The organism is Streptomyces sp. SAS_272, assembly GCF_052543235.1.
Genome location: NZ_JBMNDR010000049.1, coordinates 55,481 through 72,128 on the forward strand (window position 1 = coordinate 55,481; position 16,648 = coordinate 72,128).

Consider the following 16,648-nt stretch of genomic DNA (forward strand, 5'->3'; position numbering starts at 1 on the left):
TGCATCGCCCCCGCACACCCGTCACCGCGGGAGTCCTACCGCAGACGGATGCCCACGATGCACGTGTCGTCGTCCGTGTCGGACCTGCTGTAGGTGAGCAGCCGGTCCAGCTGCTGGTCCAGGGTCGGCGGCACGGTGCGGGCCTGGACCAGCAACTGCGTCAGCGACTCCTCCACCGACCGGTCGCGCCGCTCGATGAGGCCGTCCGTGTACATCAGCAGGGTGTCGTCCGCGGCCAGCTGGACCTCCTCCTCCTCGTACACCGTCTCCGGCACGGCGCCCAGCAGCATCCCCCGCAGCAGGGGCAGCGGCGCCGCGTGTGCGTCCCGCACCAGCACCGGCGGCAGATGACCTGCCCTGGCCCAGCGCAGGGTGTGCCGGGCGGGGTCGTACAGGCCGCACACCGCCGTGGCCGTGATCGAGCCCGTCAGATGGTGCGCGACGATGTTCAGCCACGACAGCAGCTGCCCCGGCCCCGCCCCGGTCACCGCGAGCCCGCGCAGCGCGTTGCGCAGCACCACCATGCTGGTGGCCGCCTCGATGCCGTGCCCGGCCACGTCGCCCACGCACAGCATCACCAGGCCGGAGGGCAGCACGACGGCGTCGTACCAGTCGCCCCCCACCAGGTGTTCCTCCTCGGCCGGCCGATAGCGGACGGCCACCTGGAGGCCGGGGGCCTCCAGCGGGGCCCGGGTGGGCGGCATGATGGCGTGCTGCAGCTGCAGCGCCAGCCGGCTGCGCTCGCTCGCCTGCTGCTCGGTCTGCGCCAGCTGGTCGCGGGTGGCGGCCAGCGCCACCTCCGTCCAGTGCTGCGACGAGATGTCCTGATAGGCCCCGCGGACGGCCACCAGCCGACCGTCGGTGTCCAGCACCGGCTCGGCGACGATCCGCATGTGCCGGGTCACCCCGTCCGGCCGTTGCAGCCGGAAGGCGGCGGAGGCCGGACGTCGGCGGTGCAGCAGCGTGCGCAGCAGGCGGCCGACGATCACCGCGTCGTCGGGGTGCGTGTGCGCCGACAGTTCTTCCAGCCGCACCGGAGGGCTCGACAGCGGCCGCCCGTACAGAGCGAAGAGCTGCCCGTTCCAGGTGGTCTCGCCGGTGAGCAGATCCTCCTCGAAACCGCCGATGCGGCCGAGGCGCTGGGCGTTCTGCAACAGGCTCGCCAACCGCGCCGCCTCGTCCTCGATCCGCCAGATCAGCAGCACGCACGCGCCGTGCCGGCTGATGCTGAGGTCCGCGACGGCCGCCAGCGGCACCTCGCCGACCAGCGCGGTCAGACTCATCCGGCGGGCCCGGAACGGCTCGCCCGTGGCGTGCACGCGCTCGATGCGCTGGAAGAGGTCACCGCCGCCGGCGGCCATCGGATAGGCCTCCAGCAGCAGCGCGCCGTTGATCACGGCCCGGGGCCGCCCCGCCGGATCGAGGAAGCGGTCGTTGACGTGCTGGATGCGGAAGTCGAGGAGCTTGCCCCCGGCGTCGACGTGCGGCACCAGGACCAGAGCGGGGTCGTGCAGGCCGTCCGTCAGGTCCATCAGCTCCGACGCGTCCGGCAGCACGACCGGCTGCCGCCCGGACGCGCCCACGTGCACGTACGACTGGAGCGTGTGCGCGCACAGCTCCGCCAGCGCCTCCACCTGGCGCATCACCTGGGGCGGCTGCGGGGGCAGCGGGGCCGGCCAGGCGATCTCCAGAATCCCGTGCACGCGTCCCGCGGTCGCGGCGGGCACCGCGACCCGCCCTCCGCCCGGATGCAGCTGACGCCCCACGGTGGGCAGGCCCGTCCCGCCGAGCGACCCGATCCACTGGGTCGACCCCTCGGCTAGGGCGTGCCGGGCCACGGTCGCCACGTCCGGCGGCACGTACCGCCAGCGCTCGGCCTCCCCGGGGGAGAACCCCGCGCTGCCCGCCAGCGTCAGCGAACCGTCGGAGCCCACCGCCCAGATCGCCACCGCCACCGCGCCCAGCGGCCCCAGCGCGTGCTGGAGCAGGGAGTCGGCGACCGCCTGGGTGTCGTGCGCCGCCGCCAGCGCTCCGCTCTCCGCGGCCCGCAGCCGCACGGCGGCCGACCGCTCCGCCGGATCCTCCGTGCCCGCGACGCCGGCCAGGAAGGCCTCGGTGACCTCGGACACCCGGTCCTTGGCCGCCTGGTTGATGACGTCGACCGCGAACTCCAGCGGTGTCGTCCCGGCCTGCTCGGCGAGATCCGACAGCTGCTGCGCCGCCTCGGCCGGTCCGCAGCCGAGGCGCTCCACCAGGATGCCCTTGGCGAGTTCGACCAGGGCCCGCCCGTCCGCCTCGGCCTGCGCCGCCCGCACCTCCCGGCGCAGCCGGTCCACGGTGGCGGCGAGCCGGCCCACCGGCGAGGGCGCGGCGCCCTCCGCCCGGCCGTCCGCCTCCGGCGGGCCCGCGTCCTCCCCGGACGCGAGCCGGTTCCCGGCCTGCGGGGCAGGGCTCCCCGGCGCGGCGGCCGGTACGGGCAGAGACGGGACGTCGCCGGGTTCTGTCGGCTGGGCGGGAATGGTCACGGTGTGCGGACTCCTCGGCTGGGAACGCCTGGGCGCGGGTGGGGCAGGACGTCCTCAGACGGTCAGCCAGCGTCGGACGCAGGCCATGAGGTCATGGGTGTCGACGGGCTTGGTGACGTAGTCGCTGGCCCCTGAGGCGAGGCTCTTCTCCCGGTCTCCCGGCATCGCCTTGGCGGTCACCGCGACGATCGGCAGCTCGGCGTACTCGGGCATGCGGCGGATCTCGGCCGTGGCCGTGTACCCGTCCATCTCCGGCATCATCACGTCCATCAGCACCAGCGCGATCTCCGGGTTGTTGCGCAGCGTGTCGATCCCCTCACGGCCGTTCTCGGCGTGCAGCACCCGGACCCCGTGCAGCTCCAGAATCCCGCTGAGCGCGAACAGGTTGCGCGCGTCGTCGTCGACGACGAGGACCGTGCGGCCCACCACGGCGTCGTCGACCGGCGGCGGCCCCTCGGGCTGCGGGTCGTCCGGGCGCACCAGGGCCAGCACGTCCCCCGGCTGCTCGGCGGAGAGATGCAGGGTGATGCGCTCGCGCAGCTCGTCCAGGCTGGACAGGAACTCCATCGGCTTGCCCGCCGCACGGGACTGCAGGCTCCGCTCCTGGGCGAGGTCCGCGCGGTGCCCGCTGTGCACGAGCACCGGCACACCGGTCAGCGCCGAGTCGTCGTGCAGGGCCTCCAGGAACCGGGACGCCTCCGCGTCGGGCATGCCCAGTTCCAGGACGACGCAGTGGCAGGGCTCCGCCGCCAGCGCGCCCGCCGCCTCGTGCGCCCCGACCGCGGTGACGATGTCCACGGGAGCCGCCGACGTGCCGTCCTCCCGGCCGCGCGCCATGTCCGCCACGACGGACTCGGCCACCAGGGTCAGCAGGCCGCGGGGCCGCTCCTCCACCACCAGCAGCCGGCGCGGACGCCGCCCGGGAGGACCGAGCGCCACCGGCACGCCCGGGGCGCCGACCGGGATCGCCGAGGGCGACTCGCCGGGATCCCGCTCCACCGGCCGGCCCCCGTCGATGACCTCCTTGAAGTCCCGTCGCGCCACCGGCAGATAGAGCGTGAACGTGCTGCCGCGCCCCGGCGTGCTGTCGACCGTGACCGCACCGCCGAGCAGATGGGCGATCTCCCGGGTGATGGACAGACCGAGGCCCGTGCCGCCGTACTTGCGGCTGGTGGTGCCGTCCGCCTGCTGGAAGGCGCCGAAGATCGTCTCCAGCTGCTGCTCCGGGATGCCGATGCCGGTGTCCTTCACCCGGAACGCCACCACCGTGCCGCCGCGCACCACTCCGCTCGGCACCTCGTCGTCGGAGGCCGGCTCGATGCGCAGCTCCACACCGCCCTGCTCGGTGAACTTCACCGCGTTGGACAGCAGGTTGCGCAGCACCTGCCGCAGTCGCGAGTCGTCGGTCAGCAGGTCGGCCGGGGCGCCGGCGGCCGTGTCGATGGTGAACTCGAGGCTCTTCTGCGACGTCATCGGCCGGAACGTGGCCTCGACGTACTCGATGAGCTGCCGCAGGGAGACCCGCTCCGGCGAGACGTCCATCTTGCCGGCCTCGACCTTCGACAGGTCCAGGATGTCGTTGATCAGCTGCAGCAGGTCCGATCCGGCCGAGTGGATGATCCCCGCGTACTCGACCTGCTTCGGAGTGAGGTTGCGCGAGGGGTTCTGGGCCAGCAACTGGGCCAGGATGAGCAGACTGTTGAGCGGGGTGCGCAGTTCGTGGCTCATGTTCGCCAGGAACTCCGACTTGTACTTCGAGGCCAGGGACAGCTGCTGCGCCCGCGCCTCGAGCTCCTGCCGGGCCTGCTCGATCTGCAGGTTCTTCGCCTCGATGTCGCGGTTCTGCGCCACCAGCAGCGAGGCCTTCTCCTCCAGTTCGGCGTTGGAGTGCTGCAGCTCCTCCTGCTGGGACTGCAACTCGGCGGAGCGGGCCTGCAGTTCGGCGGTGAGCCGCTGCGACTCGTCGAGCAGCTCGTCGGTGCGGGCGTTCGCCACGATGGTGTTGACGTTGACGCCGATGGTCACCCGCAGCTGCTCCAGGAAGTCCACGTGCGTCTGCGTGAAGGCGGTGACCGACGCCAGTTCGATCACGCCGAGCACCTGCCCCTCGAAGACGATGGGCAGCAGGAGCAGGGCGCTGGGCTCGATCTCGCCGAGGCCCGAGGAGACGGTGACGTAGCCGGGCGGCAGCTCGTCCACGGTGATGGTGCGGCGACTGCGGGCGGCCTGCCCCACGAGGGAGCGGCCGAAGGGGATACGGGTGGGACGGGTGTCGTCGGCGGGGTAGCCGTAGGCGCCCACGAGCCGCAGCTCGGGCCCTTCGGGGCCCTCCTCGGCGAGGTGGAAGGCGCCGAACTGCGCGGACACCAGCGGCACCAGCTCGTCCATGATCAGCTCGGCGACCACGGGCAGGTCGCGGTGGCCCTGCATCAGGCCGGAGATGCGCGCCAGGTTGGTCTTGAGCCAGTCCTGTTCCTGGTTGGCCCGGGTGGTCTCGCGCAGGGACTCCACCATCGAGTTGATGTTGTCCTTGAGGTCGGCGACCTCGCCGGACGCCACCACGGTGATCGACCGGGTCAGATCGCCCTCGGCGACGGCACTGGTGACCTCGGCGATCGCCCGGACCTGCCGTGTCAGGTTGCCGGCCAGTTCGTTGACGTTCTCCGTGAGGCGCTTCCACGTGCCCGAGACGCCCTCCACCTCGGCCTGGCCGCCGAGGCGTCCTTCGGTGCCGACCTCGCGGGCGACGCGGGTGACCTCGTCGGCGAACGCGGAGAGCTGGTCGACCATGGTGTTGATGGTCGTCTTGAGCTCGAGGATCTCGCCGCGGGCGTCGACGTCGATCTTCTTCGACAGGTCGCCGCGGGCCACCGCCGTGGTCACCAGCGCGATGTTGCGGACCTGGCCGGTGAGGTTGTTGGCCATCGAGTTGACGTTGTCGGTGAGGTCCTTCCAGGTGCCGGCCACGTTCGGCACCTGTGCCTGACCGCCGAGGCGTCCCTCCGTGCCGACCTCGCGGGCGACGCGGGTGACCTCGTCGGCGAACGCGGACAGCGTGTCCACCATGGTGTTGATGACGTCGGCGAGGGCCGCGACCTCGCCCTTGGCCTCGACGGTGATCTTCTGCGACAGGTCGCCGCGGGCCACGGCGGTGGCGACCTGGGCGATGGAGCGCACCTGGCCCGTCAGGTTCGACGCCATCACGTTGACGTTGTCGGTGAGGTCCTTCCAGGTGCCGGACACCCCGCGGACCGTCGCCTGGCCGCCCAGGTTGCCCGCCGTGCCGACCTCGCGGGCGACGCGGGTGACCTCGTCGGCGAACGCGGAGAGCTGGTCGACCATCGTGTTGATGGTGTTCTTGAGTTCCAGGATCTCGCCGCGGGCGTCGACGGTGATCTTCTGGGAGAGATCGCCCTTGGCGACCGCGGTCGTCACCTGGGCGACGTTGCGGACCTGGTTGGTGAGGTTTCCGGCCATGAAGTTGACCGAATCGGTGAGGTCCCGCCAGACCCCGGCGACCCCGGGCACCTGGGCCTGGCCGCCGAGGCGTCCTTCGGTGCCGACCTCGCGGGCGACGCGGGTGACCTCGTCGGCGAACGCGGAGAGCTGGTCGACCATCGTGTTGACGGTCTCCTTCAGCTGCAGGATCTCGCCACGGGCCGGCACGTCGATCTTCTGGGAGAGATCGCCCTTCGCGACCGCCGTCGCCACCTGGGCGATGTCCCGCACCTGGGTGGTGAGGTTGCCCGCCATGGCGTTCACGGAGTCCGTCAGATCGGCCCACGTCCCGGACACCCCGGGCACCTCGGCCTGACCGCCGAGGGTGCCCTCGGTGCCGACCTCGCGGGCCACCCGGGTCACCTCGGAGGTGAAGACGGACAGCTGGTCGACCATGCCGTTGAAGACGGTGGCGATGTCGCCCATGAGGCCGTCGCCGTCGGTGGGCAACCGGGTGCCGAAGTCCCCGTCCCGTACGGCCGTCAGGCCGGCCAGGAGCTGGCGAAGCTCGTGGTCGCCGGGAACCGTGTCCGGCGACTCGGTCGCGTTGCTGGTCATGCGTACCCTCGTTCCGCTCCCCAGGAGCCCCCGGGCGGGGACTCGGAACCGGGCCGCCCGGGTGAGCGGCCCCGCATGTCGCGCCTGTGTTTCCGCAGTTCACGGAAGTGTGCGATGAGAGAAATCCGCCGCAGGCTAACCCACGGAAGCGGGCGGAAACAAAGCCTCGCATCACGTCGCGCACACAGGAAATCCCGATGCCGCACACGATGCATACATGGCGGAGAGGCGGGTACACGAGACAGTTTCGCCCGGGACGGCGTCCTCGCCGTCCCGGGCGATCCCGGTGGTCCCCGGGCCCGGCTCCCCGGGCCCGCTTCAGGCGATCTCGGCCCCCAGCAGCCCGGTGCGCAGCTTCTGCACCATGCGGCTGATCAACCGCGACACGTGCATCTGCGAGATGCCGAGCTCCCGGCCGATCTCCGCCTGTGTGCGCTCCTCGACGAACCGCAGATGGATGATCCGCCGTTCCCTGTCGTCCAGCTCCGCGATGAGCGGCGCCAGCGAGTGGAAGTCCTCCACCAGTTCCAGGGCCGGTTCCTCCGTGCCGAGGAAGTCGGCCAGCACCGACTCGCCGTCCACGCCGCCGTCGAAGGTCAGGGCCGCGTCCAGGGAGGCGGACGTGTAGCAGTTGGCGGCCTTGCGCGCCTCGATGACCTCCTCCTCGGACAGCGACATCAGCTGGGACAGCTCGCGCGTCGTGGGCATCCGGCCCAGCCGCGTCTGCAACTCCTCCGTCGCCTTCGCCAGTTCGACCCGGGCCTCCTGGAGGCGGCGCGGCACGTGCACCGCCCAGCTCGTGTCGCGGAAGAAGCGCTTGATCTCACCGACGATGTAGGGAACGGCGAACGACGTGAACTCGACCTCACGGGTCAGCTCGAACCGGTCGATGGCCTTGATCAGCCCGATCGTGCCGACCTGGACGATGTCCTCCATCGCGCCGCCCCGGCCCCGGAAGCGGGAGGCCGCGTACCGCACGAGCGACAGGTTCATCTCGATCAGGGTGTTGCGCACGTACTGGTACTCGTGGGTGCCTTCCTCCACGACCGCCAGCCGGTCGAAGAAGCGGCGCGAGAGCTCCCGGGCGTCGCGCGGGCTCACCTGGGCCGGCATGTCGATGAACGGAACGCCCTCGCACGGGTCGTCGGCGCCCGCACGCTCTGCCGTGGCCGTCGCTGCCTCTGCCGTCACGGCGTCCATGCCGTTCGCTCCGTTCGTCGGGGTGGTCGATGACGGGGTGCGTCTGCCCCCGATTCCGCCGCGCATGCCGAGAGGATGCGCACATTCGCCCGAGCGGCCGGCGCCGTCCGCCGGGGCCGGCCCGCAGGCGGGCCGCCATGCCCCCGAATGCGGCCGCGACGGCAGGGTAGCCGCTGCTCTGGAACGCGAGAAGGGAGCAGCGTGACCATCGACGGAATCTGGTCGTACACGCCGGGCAGCGGGCATGTCGAGGGACAGGATCTGACCGGCTACGCCGTCACGACGGCCGACGGCACTCTCGGGCACGTGGAACGCGAGGCGGACCCGCACGGCATGCGGCACCTGGTCGTCGACACGGGAGTATGGGTGTTCGGCAGGAGCGCCGTCGTCCCGGTCGGCGTGGTGAGCGGGGTCGACACCGAGGCCGGCCAGGTCTCCCTGGCCTGCACGGGGGACGAGGTCAAGGAGGCGCCCCGCTTCCACACCGACAGCGAGACGGCCGACCCCGGGTACCTCGCCGCCGTGGGCGACCACTACCGGCGGCAGGCGCCGCGGGGAACGGCGCCGGCGTGAGGAAGGAAGAAATCGCGCCCGCACGGCCGACGTTCGCGCAGGCGCAGGCGCAGGCGCAGGCGCAGGCGCAGGCGCAGGCGCCGGTGGGGACCGCTGCCGCCGCCCGGGCCCAGGCCCGGGCGGCGGTGGAGGCCCGCTGGGACGCCTCTGCAAGGCCGGCGCACGAGACGGACGTGATCGACCTGCTGCTGGTCGTCTCGGAGCTGGTGACCAACGCGCTGCGGCACGGCGGCGGACTGGCCGGGTTCGAGGCGGTGCCCGTCCCCGACGGGATCCGGCTGGCCGTGCGCGACCACAGCGACGAGGTCCCGTCCGGCGTGTGCGGTCACGCCCCGCCGCCGGCCGGAGGGGTCACCGGCGGCTACGGCTGGCCACTGGTGCTCCGTCTGGCCCGCGAGATCGCCATCGAGAAGGAGCCGGCGGGCGGAAAGACGATCAGGGTGTTCGTACCGGTCCGCACGGCCGGCGAGTCGTCCTGACGACCCACGGGGTTTCAGGGGGCCGCCTCACCAGGGCAGGAAGACGTGGACGTCCTTGCCCGCACCCCGGCCCGCCTCGTTCGGCACCACACTGACCTGACTGCAGAGCGTGTCCACCAGATACCAGCCGATTCCCCCGCCGCCGGTGTCGGGATGAAAGGGCCGCGGGGTGGGCGGCGTGCTGCTGGTGTCGTGCACCGTGACGTGCACCCCGTCGAACGTGCGCCGCAGATGCACCTCGAAGGGTCCCGGCGCGTACTGGACCGCGTTGGCCGCCAGCTCCGTGACGATGAGCACGATGTCGTGCCAGCACTCCGACGCCGTGGGCGGCGAGGCCCGGGCCAGCTCCCGAAGGAACTCCTCCGTGGCCAGACGCGCACCCGTCACGTCCTGCGGTTCACCTGTGAAGCGGGCCGTACGGCCCGGAATCGCCCAGGAGGACAATGCGTCATTACCCCGCGGTTCGGCTGCCATGTCGTCAGTGCGGCCCCGCAGCGTCCGGGGGCCGTCGTCCTTTCTCGTACGGCTCTCTGGCGTCGCCCTCTCTGGGTTCCCGAGGACGCCCAGGCTACGCGTCGGGATTCCCGCGGCATACGGCCCCGGGCACGGTACGGGCGGCGCGACCCTCCGGCCGCACGGCGTGGCCGCACGACGGGGCTCACCGGAAGACGTCGTCGGCGTCGTCCCAGCCGAGCACCTCCTCCTGCGGGCTCTGCCGGGGCAGCCGGGCCCGCGCCTGGTACATCGCCTCGATCTCCGCCGCGTAGTGCGCCACGATCGAGTCACGGCGCAGCTTCATGGAGGGCGTCAGCAGCCCGTTGGCCTGGTCGAACGCCTGCGGCAGGATGCGGAACGCCCGGATCGACTCCGAGCGCGACACCGAGCTGTTGGCGGCGGCCACGGCCCGTCCGATCTCCTCGCGCAGGGCGTTCTCCTCGCGTGCCTCCCGGCTCTGCGGGTCGCCGTGCAACGCCAGACTTCCCCGCCAGTGCGCCAGGAAATCCGGGTCCAGCGTGATCAGGGCGCCCACGCAGGGCCGGTTGTCGCCCACCACCACGGCCTGGTGGACCAGCGGATGCATGCGCAGCCGCTGCTCGAGCGCCGTCGGCGCCACGCTCTTGCCGCTGCTGGTGATGATGACGTCCTTCTTGCGGCCGGTGATGGTGAGGTAGCCGTCGGAGTCCAGGAAGCCGAGGTCGCCGGTGGCCAGCCAGCCGCTCGCCAGGGCGGCCCGCGTCGCGGCGTCGTCGTTGACGTAGCCCTGGAACACCGACGGGCCGCGCACCAGGATCTCCCCGTCGTTCGCCACCCGGATGTCGACGCCCGGCAGGGCCTGTCCGACGGTGCCCGACTTCTCCCGGCCGAGCGGCTGCATGGTGATCCCGCCGCCGGTCTCCGTCAGGCCGTACCCGTCGTGCACGTAGATGCCGATGCCCTCGTAGAACAGGGACAGGTCCCGGTGCAGCGGGGAGCCGCCCGACGTGGCCCGGTGGACCCGGCCGCCGAGCGCGGCCCGGAGTCTGCGGTACACCGTCCGTTCGAACAGGGCGTGCTGGAGCCGAAGGTCGAGGCCGGGCCCGGAGCCCCGGCCCAGCCGCTGCCGTTCGACGGCGGCCGCGAAGTCGCGGGCCGTCTCCGCCGCCCGTTCGAACAGGGCGCCGCGCCCCGCCTCCTGGGCCGCCCGCAGGAAGTTCTTGTAGATCTTCTCGAACACCGAGGGGACGGCGTACAGATACGTCGGCCGGAAGGTGCGCAGCGACTCCGCGAGCGCGTCCGCGCCTATGTCGGGCTGGTGGCCCATCACGATGCCGCCGCGCAGACACAGCCCCTGGATCATCAGCCCGTACACGTGGGAGAACGGCAGGAAGGCGAGCACGCTGGCCTGGCGGCCCGCGGGCGCGGCGGTGTGGCCCCAGCCGGCCAGCAGGGTGTCGCAGGGGCTGGCCAGGCTCCGGTGGCTCAGCGCGCAGCCCAGTGCCCGGCCCGAGGTGCCGGAGGTGTAGGCGATCACCGCGGTCGAGTCGGGCAGCACGATCCTGCGCAGCGAGTTCACCGTGGTGATGGACACCCGCTCGCCGCGCCGGGTGAGCTCGTCGAGGGCTCCGGCGTCCAGCTGCCACACGTGCCGCAACGCCGGCAGGGCCGCGCACACCGATCCGACGGTCATCACGCTCTGTTCGTCCTCGACGACCACGCCGACGCAGTCGGCGTCCCGCAGGATCCACTCGACCTGCTCGCGCGAGGACGTCGGATAGACGGGGACGACCTCGGCGCCCACCGCCCACAGGGCGTGGCACAGCACGGTCCACTCGTACCGGGTGCGCGCCATGATCGCGACGCGGTGCCCGGGGGAGATGCCGGACGCCACGAACCCCTTGGCCAGATCCACCACCTCGTCCCGCAGCTCGACGGCGGTCACCTCCTCCCAGGCGCCGAGGGCGGTGTCCGCACGGCGGGAGAGCACCGCGAGCGTCGGGGTACGGGCGGCGATGTCGAAGACGGTGTCGGCGAGGCCCCCGGTCAGGGGCGGGGCGGCTGGGGGAGCGAGAGCGAAGTCGCGCATGCGCTGCTCCTGACGTGTACGGGCTGTGACTCCGCCGACGGGAACCGTTATCGACGGTGGTCGAATCTAGCCCAGGTGAGACCGCTTGTGGCCTGGAACGAATAAGTAATCCGCGTTGATGATCTCGACCGGCCGACGCGCGGTCCGCCCGCCCGCACCGCCGCCGGAACTGCACCGTCCGGTCGCCCCTCCCGGACGCTCTCAGGCCTGTGTGTGGCGCACGCAGGCGGCGACGACCTCGCGCAGACTGCCCGTGCGCTCCCACACCTCGCGCTGGACCTGCGCGCCGTTGCCCCGCCGCAGCAGCCCGGCGCACGAAGCGCGGGCCCGCTCCAGGTCCCCTGCGTCCGCCAGCGCGTCCTCCACGTGTTCCAGCAGGGCCCCGACGACCGTCTCGGCGGGAGCGCGCCGCATGGTCGCCGGCTGCAGGAGGTCCCCCGTCAGCCCCGAGCGGGCCGCCTGCCAGCCGGCCATCCGCAGAAGGCTCACACTGTGGTCCACCGGCTCCCGGCCGGCCTCCAGGTCCCGGGCGGCCGTCTCGACGAGCCCGCGCACCAGCGTGGCGATCAGCACCGCGGTGTCCGCGTGCAGACAGACGTCCGACACGCGCACCTCCACCGTCGGATAACGCGCCGACAGCCGGGCGTCGAAATAGACCATCCCCTCGTCGAGGATCGTGCCCGTGGCCACCATGTCCGCCACCCGCCGGTGGTAGCGCTCCGCCGATCCGAACAGCTCGGTCGGGCCGGCCGACGGCCAGCGCTGCCACACCCGGCTGCGATAGCTGCTGTACCTCGAATCCCGGCCCTGCCAGAAGGGCGAGTTGGCGCTCAGGGCCATCAGTACCGACAGCCAGGGGCGGATGCGGTCGACGACCGCGACGCCCTCCTCGTCCGAGCCGACGGACACATGGACATGGCAGCCGCACACCATCTGCTCCTGCGTGGCGATGCCGAACTGCTCCGCCATCCACTGGTAGCGCCGGTTCATGCTGACCGAAGGGCGCACCGGCAGCGGTGACGTGGCCAGTGCCGCCACCGCGCAGCCCGCCGCCCGGGCGTGCCGGGCCGCCTCCCCCCGTATCCGCACGATCTCCGCGCCGAGCTCGTCCATCCCCGACTGGGGATGGGTGGCGAACTCGAGCATCTGGTTGTGCAGTTCCTTCTCGAAGACGTCGTCCTTGCCGTCCTCGCACCGCGCGGCGCGGGCGAGGACGGCGGCGGACAGCGCCTGCGGTTCGCCGGTCTCCGGGTCGACCAGGAGGAGTTCCTCCTCCACTCCCACGGTGCGCACGCGACGTCAGCCCTTCTCTGGTGGGTGGTACGCACCCGACTGCCCCGCCCGGCCCCGTTCACACGGACGACGGAGCCATCCAGACCGTCGCCAGCGGAGGAAGGGTCAGCCTGAGCTCACCGTCGCGCACGGCGACGGCGCCGGGCATTCCGACGCCGCTGCCGCCGTAACGCTCGGCGTCGGTGTTGAGCATCTCACGCCACGCCGGGACGTCGGCGGGGACCACGAGACGGTAGTCGTGGCGCACCACCGGCGAGAAGTTGCTGACGGCCAGGAGCGGCGCACCGTGCGCGTCGTGCCGAAGGAACGCGAAGACGTTGTCCTCCGCGGCGTCCCCCAGCACCCACCGGAAGCCGGCGGGGTCGGTGTCGCGCTCCCAGAGCGCGGGAGTGGCCCGGTACACGGCGTTGAGGTCGCGCACCAGGTCCTGCACGCCCCGGTGGTCGCCCGCCGACGCGTACGCGGCGTCGAGCAGCCACCACTCGGGTCCGTGTGCCTCGGACCACTCCGCGCCCTGCGCGAACTCCTGCCCCATGAAGAGCAGTTGCTTGCCCGGATGCGCCCACATGAAGCCCAGGTAGGCACGGTGGTCGGCGCGCCGCTGCCACCAGTCGCCCGGCATCTTGGAGACCAGCGCCTGCTTGCCGTGCACCACCTCGTCGTGCGAGATGGGCAGCACGTAGTTCTCGCTGTACGCGTACACCATCGAGAAGGTCATCTCGTTGTGGTGGTACTTGCGGTGCACCGGCTCCTTGGCGATGTACTGCAGCGAGTCGTGCATCCAGCCCATGTTCCACTTCAGCCCGAAGCCCAGGCCTCCGCTGTCCGTCGGCCGGGTCACGCCGTCCCAGGCGGTGGACTCCTCGGCGATCGTCACGACGCCCGGGTTGCGGCGGTACACCGTCGCGTTCATCTCCTGCAGGAACGCCATGGCGGCCAGGTCCTCGCGGCCGCCGAACACGTTCGGCGTCCACTGTCCGGAGTCGCGCGAGTAGTCCAGGTAGAGCATGGAGGCGACGGCGTCCACCCGCAGGCCGTCGATGTGGAACTCCTCGCACCAGTACGTGGCGTTCGCCACCAGGAAGTTGCGCACCTCGGTCCGGCCGAAGTCGAACTCGTACGTCCCCCAGTCCGGATGCTCGGCCTGACGGGAGTCGCCGGGCTCGTACAGCGGCTCCCCGTCGAACCGGCCGAGCGCCCAGTCGTCCTTCGGGAAGTGCGCCGGCACCCAGTCCACGATCACGCCGATGCCGGCCCGGTGCAGCGCGTCCACCAGGTACTTGAAGTCGTCCGGGGTGCCGAGGCGGGCCATGGGCGCGTAGAAGCCGGTGACCTGGTAGCCCCAGGAACCAGAGAACGGATGCTGCGCGACCGGCATCAGCTCCACATGCGTGAAGCCGAGGTCGCGTACATACGCGGGCAGCTCCTTGGCCAGCTCCCGGTACGTCAGGCCCGGCCGCCAGGACGGCAGATGGACCTCGTACACGGAGAACGGGGCGACGTGCACGGGAACGTCGCCCCGGTGCGCCATCCATTCCTCGTCCGACCACTCGTGGTGCGAGGCGTGCACGATCGAGGCGGTGTCCGGCGGCACCTCGGCGCGCCGGGCCATCGGGTCCGCCTTGAGGAACCGGTCGCCGTGGCGCGAGGTGATCTCGAACTTGTACCGGGCGCCCTCGCCGATCCCCGGCAGGAACAGCTCCCACACCCCGGACGAGCCGAGGGAGCGCATGGGGAAGGCCGTCCCGTCCCAGAAGCAGAAGTCCCCCGCGATCCGCACCCCCTGCGCGTTGGGCGCCCACACGGTGAACCGGGTGCCGAGCACACCCTGGTGGGCCATCGGCTCGGCGCCGAGCGCCTTCCACAGCTCCTCGTGCCGCCCCTCCCGGATCAGATGGAGATCGAGATCGCCCAGGGCCGGCAGGAACCGGTACGGATCGTCCACCTTGTGCTCGGTGCCCTCGTACGACACCAGCAGCGTGTACGCGGGCACGGCGTCGAGCGGCAGCACGACCGCGAAGAGGCCGTCGCCCTCCGAGACCAGCGGGGTGGGATCGCCGTCGATCACCACGCTCACGCCGTCGGCGAAGGGCCGCAGCGCCCGGAAGAGGACCCCGCCCGGCACCGGGTGCGCGCCGAGCAGCGCGTGCGGATCGTGGTGGGCGCCGGAGAGCAGCCGTCCGCGGTCGCCCGCGTCGAGCGCGGGCGCCGTACGCGGGCGGGGACCGGCCGACTCGGGCGGAGAGGTGTCACGCAGGGCCACAGGGGTCAGCCTCCTCGGACGGCGAGTCGTTCGATCGCCGCCATGGGTACGGGCAGCCAGTCGGGACGGTTACGGGCCTCGTACAGCACTTCGTACACGGCTCGGTCCGTCTCGTAGGCACGCAGCAGGGCATGTTTCTTACGGGGGTCCCAGCCCGCGCGGGCCGCATAGCCCGCGCAGTAGGCCTCCCGGCAACGCCGGGCCCACTCCGGCCGCCACGGGCGGCGCTGGCGGGCGGCGTAGTCGAAGGAGCGCAGCATTCCGGCGATGTCCCGGACCGGCGAGTGGGCGCTGCGCCGCTCGGCCAGCGGACGGGACGGTTCGCCCTCGAAGTCGATGACGAACCAGTCGCGTCCTGCGCGCAGGACCTGCCCGAGGTGCAGGTCGCCGTGGATGCGCTGGGCGGGCGGCCCAGCGTCGCACGCCGAGAGGGCGCCGAACGCGGTGATGAGACCCGGCACGAACGGCCGCAGCGCCGGCACGTGGTGCGCGGCCGCCTCCAGCCGTTCGGTCATCGCGGCCGCCGTGCGCCCGTCCTCCGCGTCCGGACCGGCCGGAAGGGCCGCGGCGAGGGCCAGATGGACGTCCGCAGTGGCCCGCCCCAGCTCCTCGGCCTCCGCCGTGAAGTCCTCGCCGCGGGAGAGCGCGCGCAGCGCCAGCGTCCAGCCGTCCGAGGCGTCCGGCAGGAACGGCTGCAGCACGCCGAGCGTCGCCTCCTGCGGATGGGTCGTGCGGAACCAGGCCACCGGGGCGGGCACCCGCCCGCACCCCTGCCCGGCCAGCGCGACCGGCACTTCCAGATCGGGGTTCACTCCGGGCTGGATGCGCCGGAAGATCTTCAGGATGAACGCGTCCCCGTACACCAGGGAGGTGTTGGACTGCTCGGCCTCCAGCAGGCGCGGGGCGAGCCCGGGGGGAAGCGACACGGACGGGTCCGACTCGAAGGACAGCGGGCCGAGCGTGCCGGGATGCCGCATCCGCTCCAGGAGAAGATGCGCCGACCGCGGGTCCTGGAGCGCGTCATGGACGGTCAGCCCGGCCAGCGGCCCCTCCTCCACCCTGCCGATCAGCGCCCGCCCCAGCCGCGGCGACAGATGCTCCTGGATGCCGAGGAGCAGCTGGTAGCAGTCGCCGGCCGGGGGAGTGCCCCCGGGCGTCGGGACGCCCGACTGGCCGGCGTGCACGAGCAGATGCAGACAGCCCGGGTACAGCTCGGTCATCGACAGCATGCGCAGGTCGGTGAGCGGGCGGTCCTTGCCGGCGAACCAGCGCTGCCGGGGCAGCCACTCGCGCAGCAGCTCGCCGAGCGGCCCCGCGGAGCGGACACCGCTCGCGGTGCCCGGGCGCAGGGAGGTCTTCGCGGTCTTCGTCACGGTGACCCATCCTTTCCTCGGCGCACGCTCACGGGCGGCGGCCGGTCCGGGACGCGGCTCTGGTGAGCCGGAACCAGTAGAAGCCGTGGCCGGCGAGGGTGAGCAGGTAGGGGAGTTCGCCGACGGGCGGGAAGCGGACGCCGCCGAAGAGCTCGACGGGGTAGCGGCCGTGGAAGCGGCTGAGGTCGAGTTCGGTGGGCTGGGCGAAGCGGGAGAAGTTGTGGACGCACAGGACGAGGTCGTCCTCGTGTTCGCGCAGGAAGGCGAGGACGGCGGGGTTGGAGGAGGGGAGTTCGGTGTAGGTGCCGAGGCCGAAGGCGGGG

Annotated in this window: 11 protein-coding genes; 2 read left to right on the forward strand and 9 right to left on the reverse strand. The window is 72.2% G+C overall.

From position 1 onward, the window contains the following. Nucleotides 1-35 precede the first annotated feature (35 nt). From ACN6LD_RS25655 to ACN6LD_RS25665, 3 genes are all read right to left on the reverse strand, one after another. Nucleotides 36-2,525, reverse strand: a complete 2,490-nt coding sequence (locus ACN6LD_RS25655; RefSeq protein ID WP_445044386.1) for a SpoIIE family protein phosphatase — start codon at nucleotides 2,523-2,525, stop codon at nucleotides 36-38. A 54-nt stretch (nucleotides 2,526-2,579) separates the two neighbouring features. Further along, a complete protein-coding gene (locus ACN6LD_RS25660) occupies nucleotides 2,580-6,581 on the reverse strand; it encodes a HAMP domain-containing protein (protein WP_445044387.1) in 4,002 nt (1,333 codons plus the stop codon). Between the two features lie 318 nt (nucleotides 6,582-6,899). Further along, nucleotides 6,900-7,781: an RNA polymerase sigma factor SigF gene (locus ACN6LD_RS25665; RefSeq protein ID WP_445044388.1), complete on the reverse strand. Its 882-nt coding sequence runs from the start codon at nucleotides 7,779-7,781 to the stop codon at nucleotides 6,900-6,902. Nucleotides 7,782-7,982: 201 nt separating this feature from the next. Between ACN6LD_RS25665 and ACN6LD_RS25670 the strand changes: the two genes are divergently transcribed. Both ACN6LD_RS25670 and ACN6LD_RS25675 read left to right on the forward strand, forming a co-directional pair. Further along, nucleotides 7,983-8,354: a PRC-barrel domain containing protein gene (locus ACN6LD_RS25670; RefSeq protein WP_445044389.1), complete on the forward strand. Its 372-nt coding sequence runs from the start codon at nucleotides 7,983-7,985 to the stop codon at nucleotides 8,352-8,354. Next, nucleotides 8,351-8,833 (forward strand): ATP-binding protein, encoded by a 483-nt coding sequence (locus tag ACN6LD_RS25675; RefSeq protein WP_445044390.1) that lies wholly within the window; start codon nucleotides 8,351-8,353, stop codon nucleotides 8,831-8,833. Before ACN6LD_RS25670 ends, ACN6LD_RS25675 begins: the two co-directional genes overlap by 4 nt. Nucleotides 8,834-8,860: 27 nt before the next feature. Here the strand turns inward: ACN6LD_RS25675 and ACN6LD_RS25680 are convergent, their stop codons facing one another. From ACN6LD_RS25680 to ACN6LD_RS25705, 6 genes are all read right to left on the reverse strand, one after another. Continuing rightward, the gene (locus ACN6LD_RS25680) at nucleotides 8,861-9,307 is read right to left on the reverse strand and encodes an ATP-binding protein (protein WP_319191708.1); all 447 of its coding nucleotides are present in this window, start codon (nucleotides 9,305-9,307) and stop codon (nucleotides 8,861-8,863) included. Nucleotides 9,308-9,491: 184 nt separating this feature from the next. After that, the gene (locus ACN6LD_RS25685; RefSeq protein ID WP_445044391.1) at nucleotides 9,492-11,396 is read right to left on the reverse strand and encodes an AMP-dependent synthetase/ligase; all 1,905 of its coding nucleotides are present in this window, start codon (nucleotides 11,394-11,396) and stop codon (nucleotides 9,492-9,494) included. 201 nt (nucleotides 11,397-11,597) lie between these two features. After that, a complete protein-coding gene (locus ACN6LD_RS25690) occupies nucleotides 11,598-12,689 on the reverse strand; it encodes a glutamate--cysteine ligase 2 (RefSeq protein ID WP_445044392.1) in 1,092 nt (363 codons plus the stop codon). 58 nt (nucleotides 12,690-12,747) lie between these two features. Then, a complete protein-coding gene (gene glgB / locus ACN6LD_RS25695) occupies nucleotides 12,748-14,952 on the reverse strand; it encodes a 1,4-alpha-glucan branching enzyme (RefSeq protein WP_445044393.1) in 2,205 nt (734 codons plus the stop codon). Nucleotides 14,953-14,957: 5 nt separating this feature from the next. Continuing rightward, on the reverse strand, nucleotides 14,958-16,325 hold the full coding sequence (locus ACN6LD_RS25700) for a maltokinase N-terminal cap-like domain-containing protein (RefSeq protein WP_319191703.1): 1,368 nt from the start codon (nucleotides 16,323-16,325) through the stop codon (nucleotides 14,958-14,960). A gap of 28 nt (nucleotides 16,326-16,353) precedes the next feature. Continuing rightward, the coding region (locus ACN6LD_RS25705; protein ID WP_445044394.1) for an alpha-glucosidase C-terminal domain-containing protein at nucleotides 16,354-16,648 on the reverse strand (295 nt) is incomplete at its 5' end.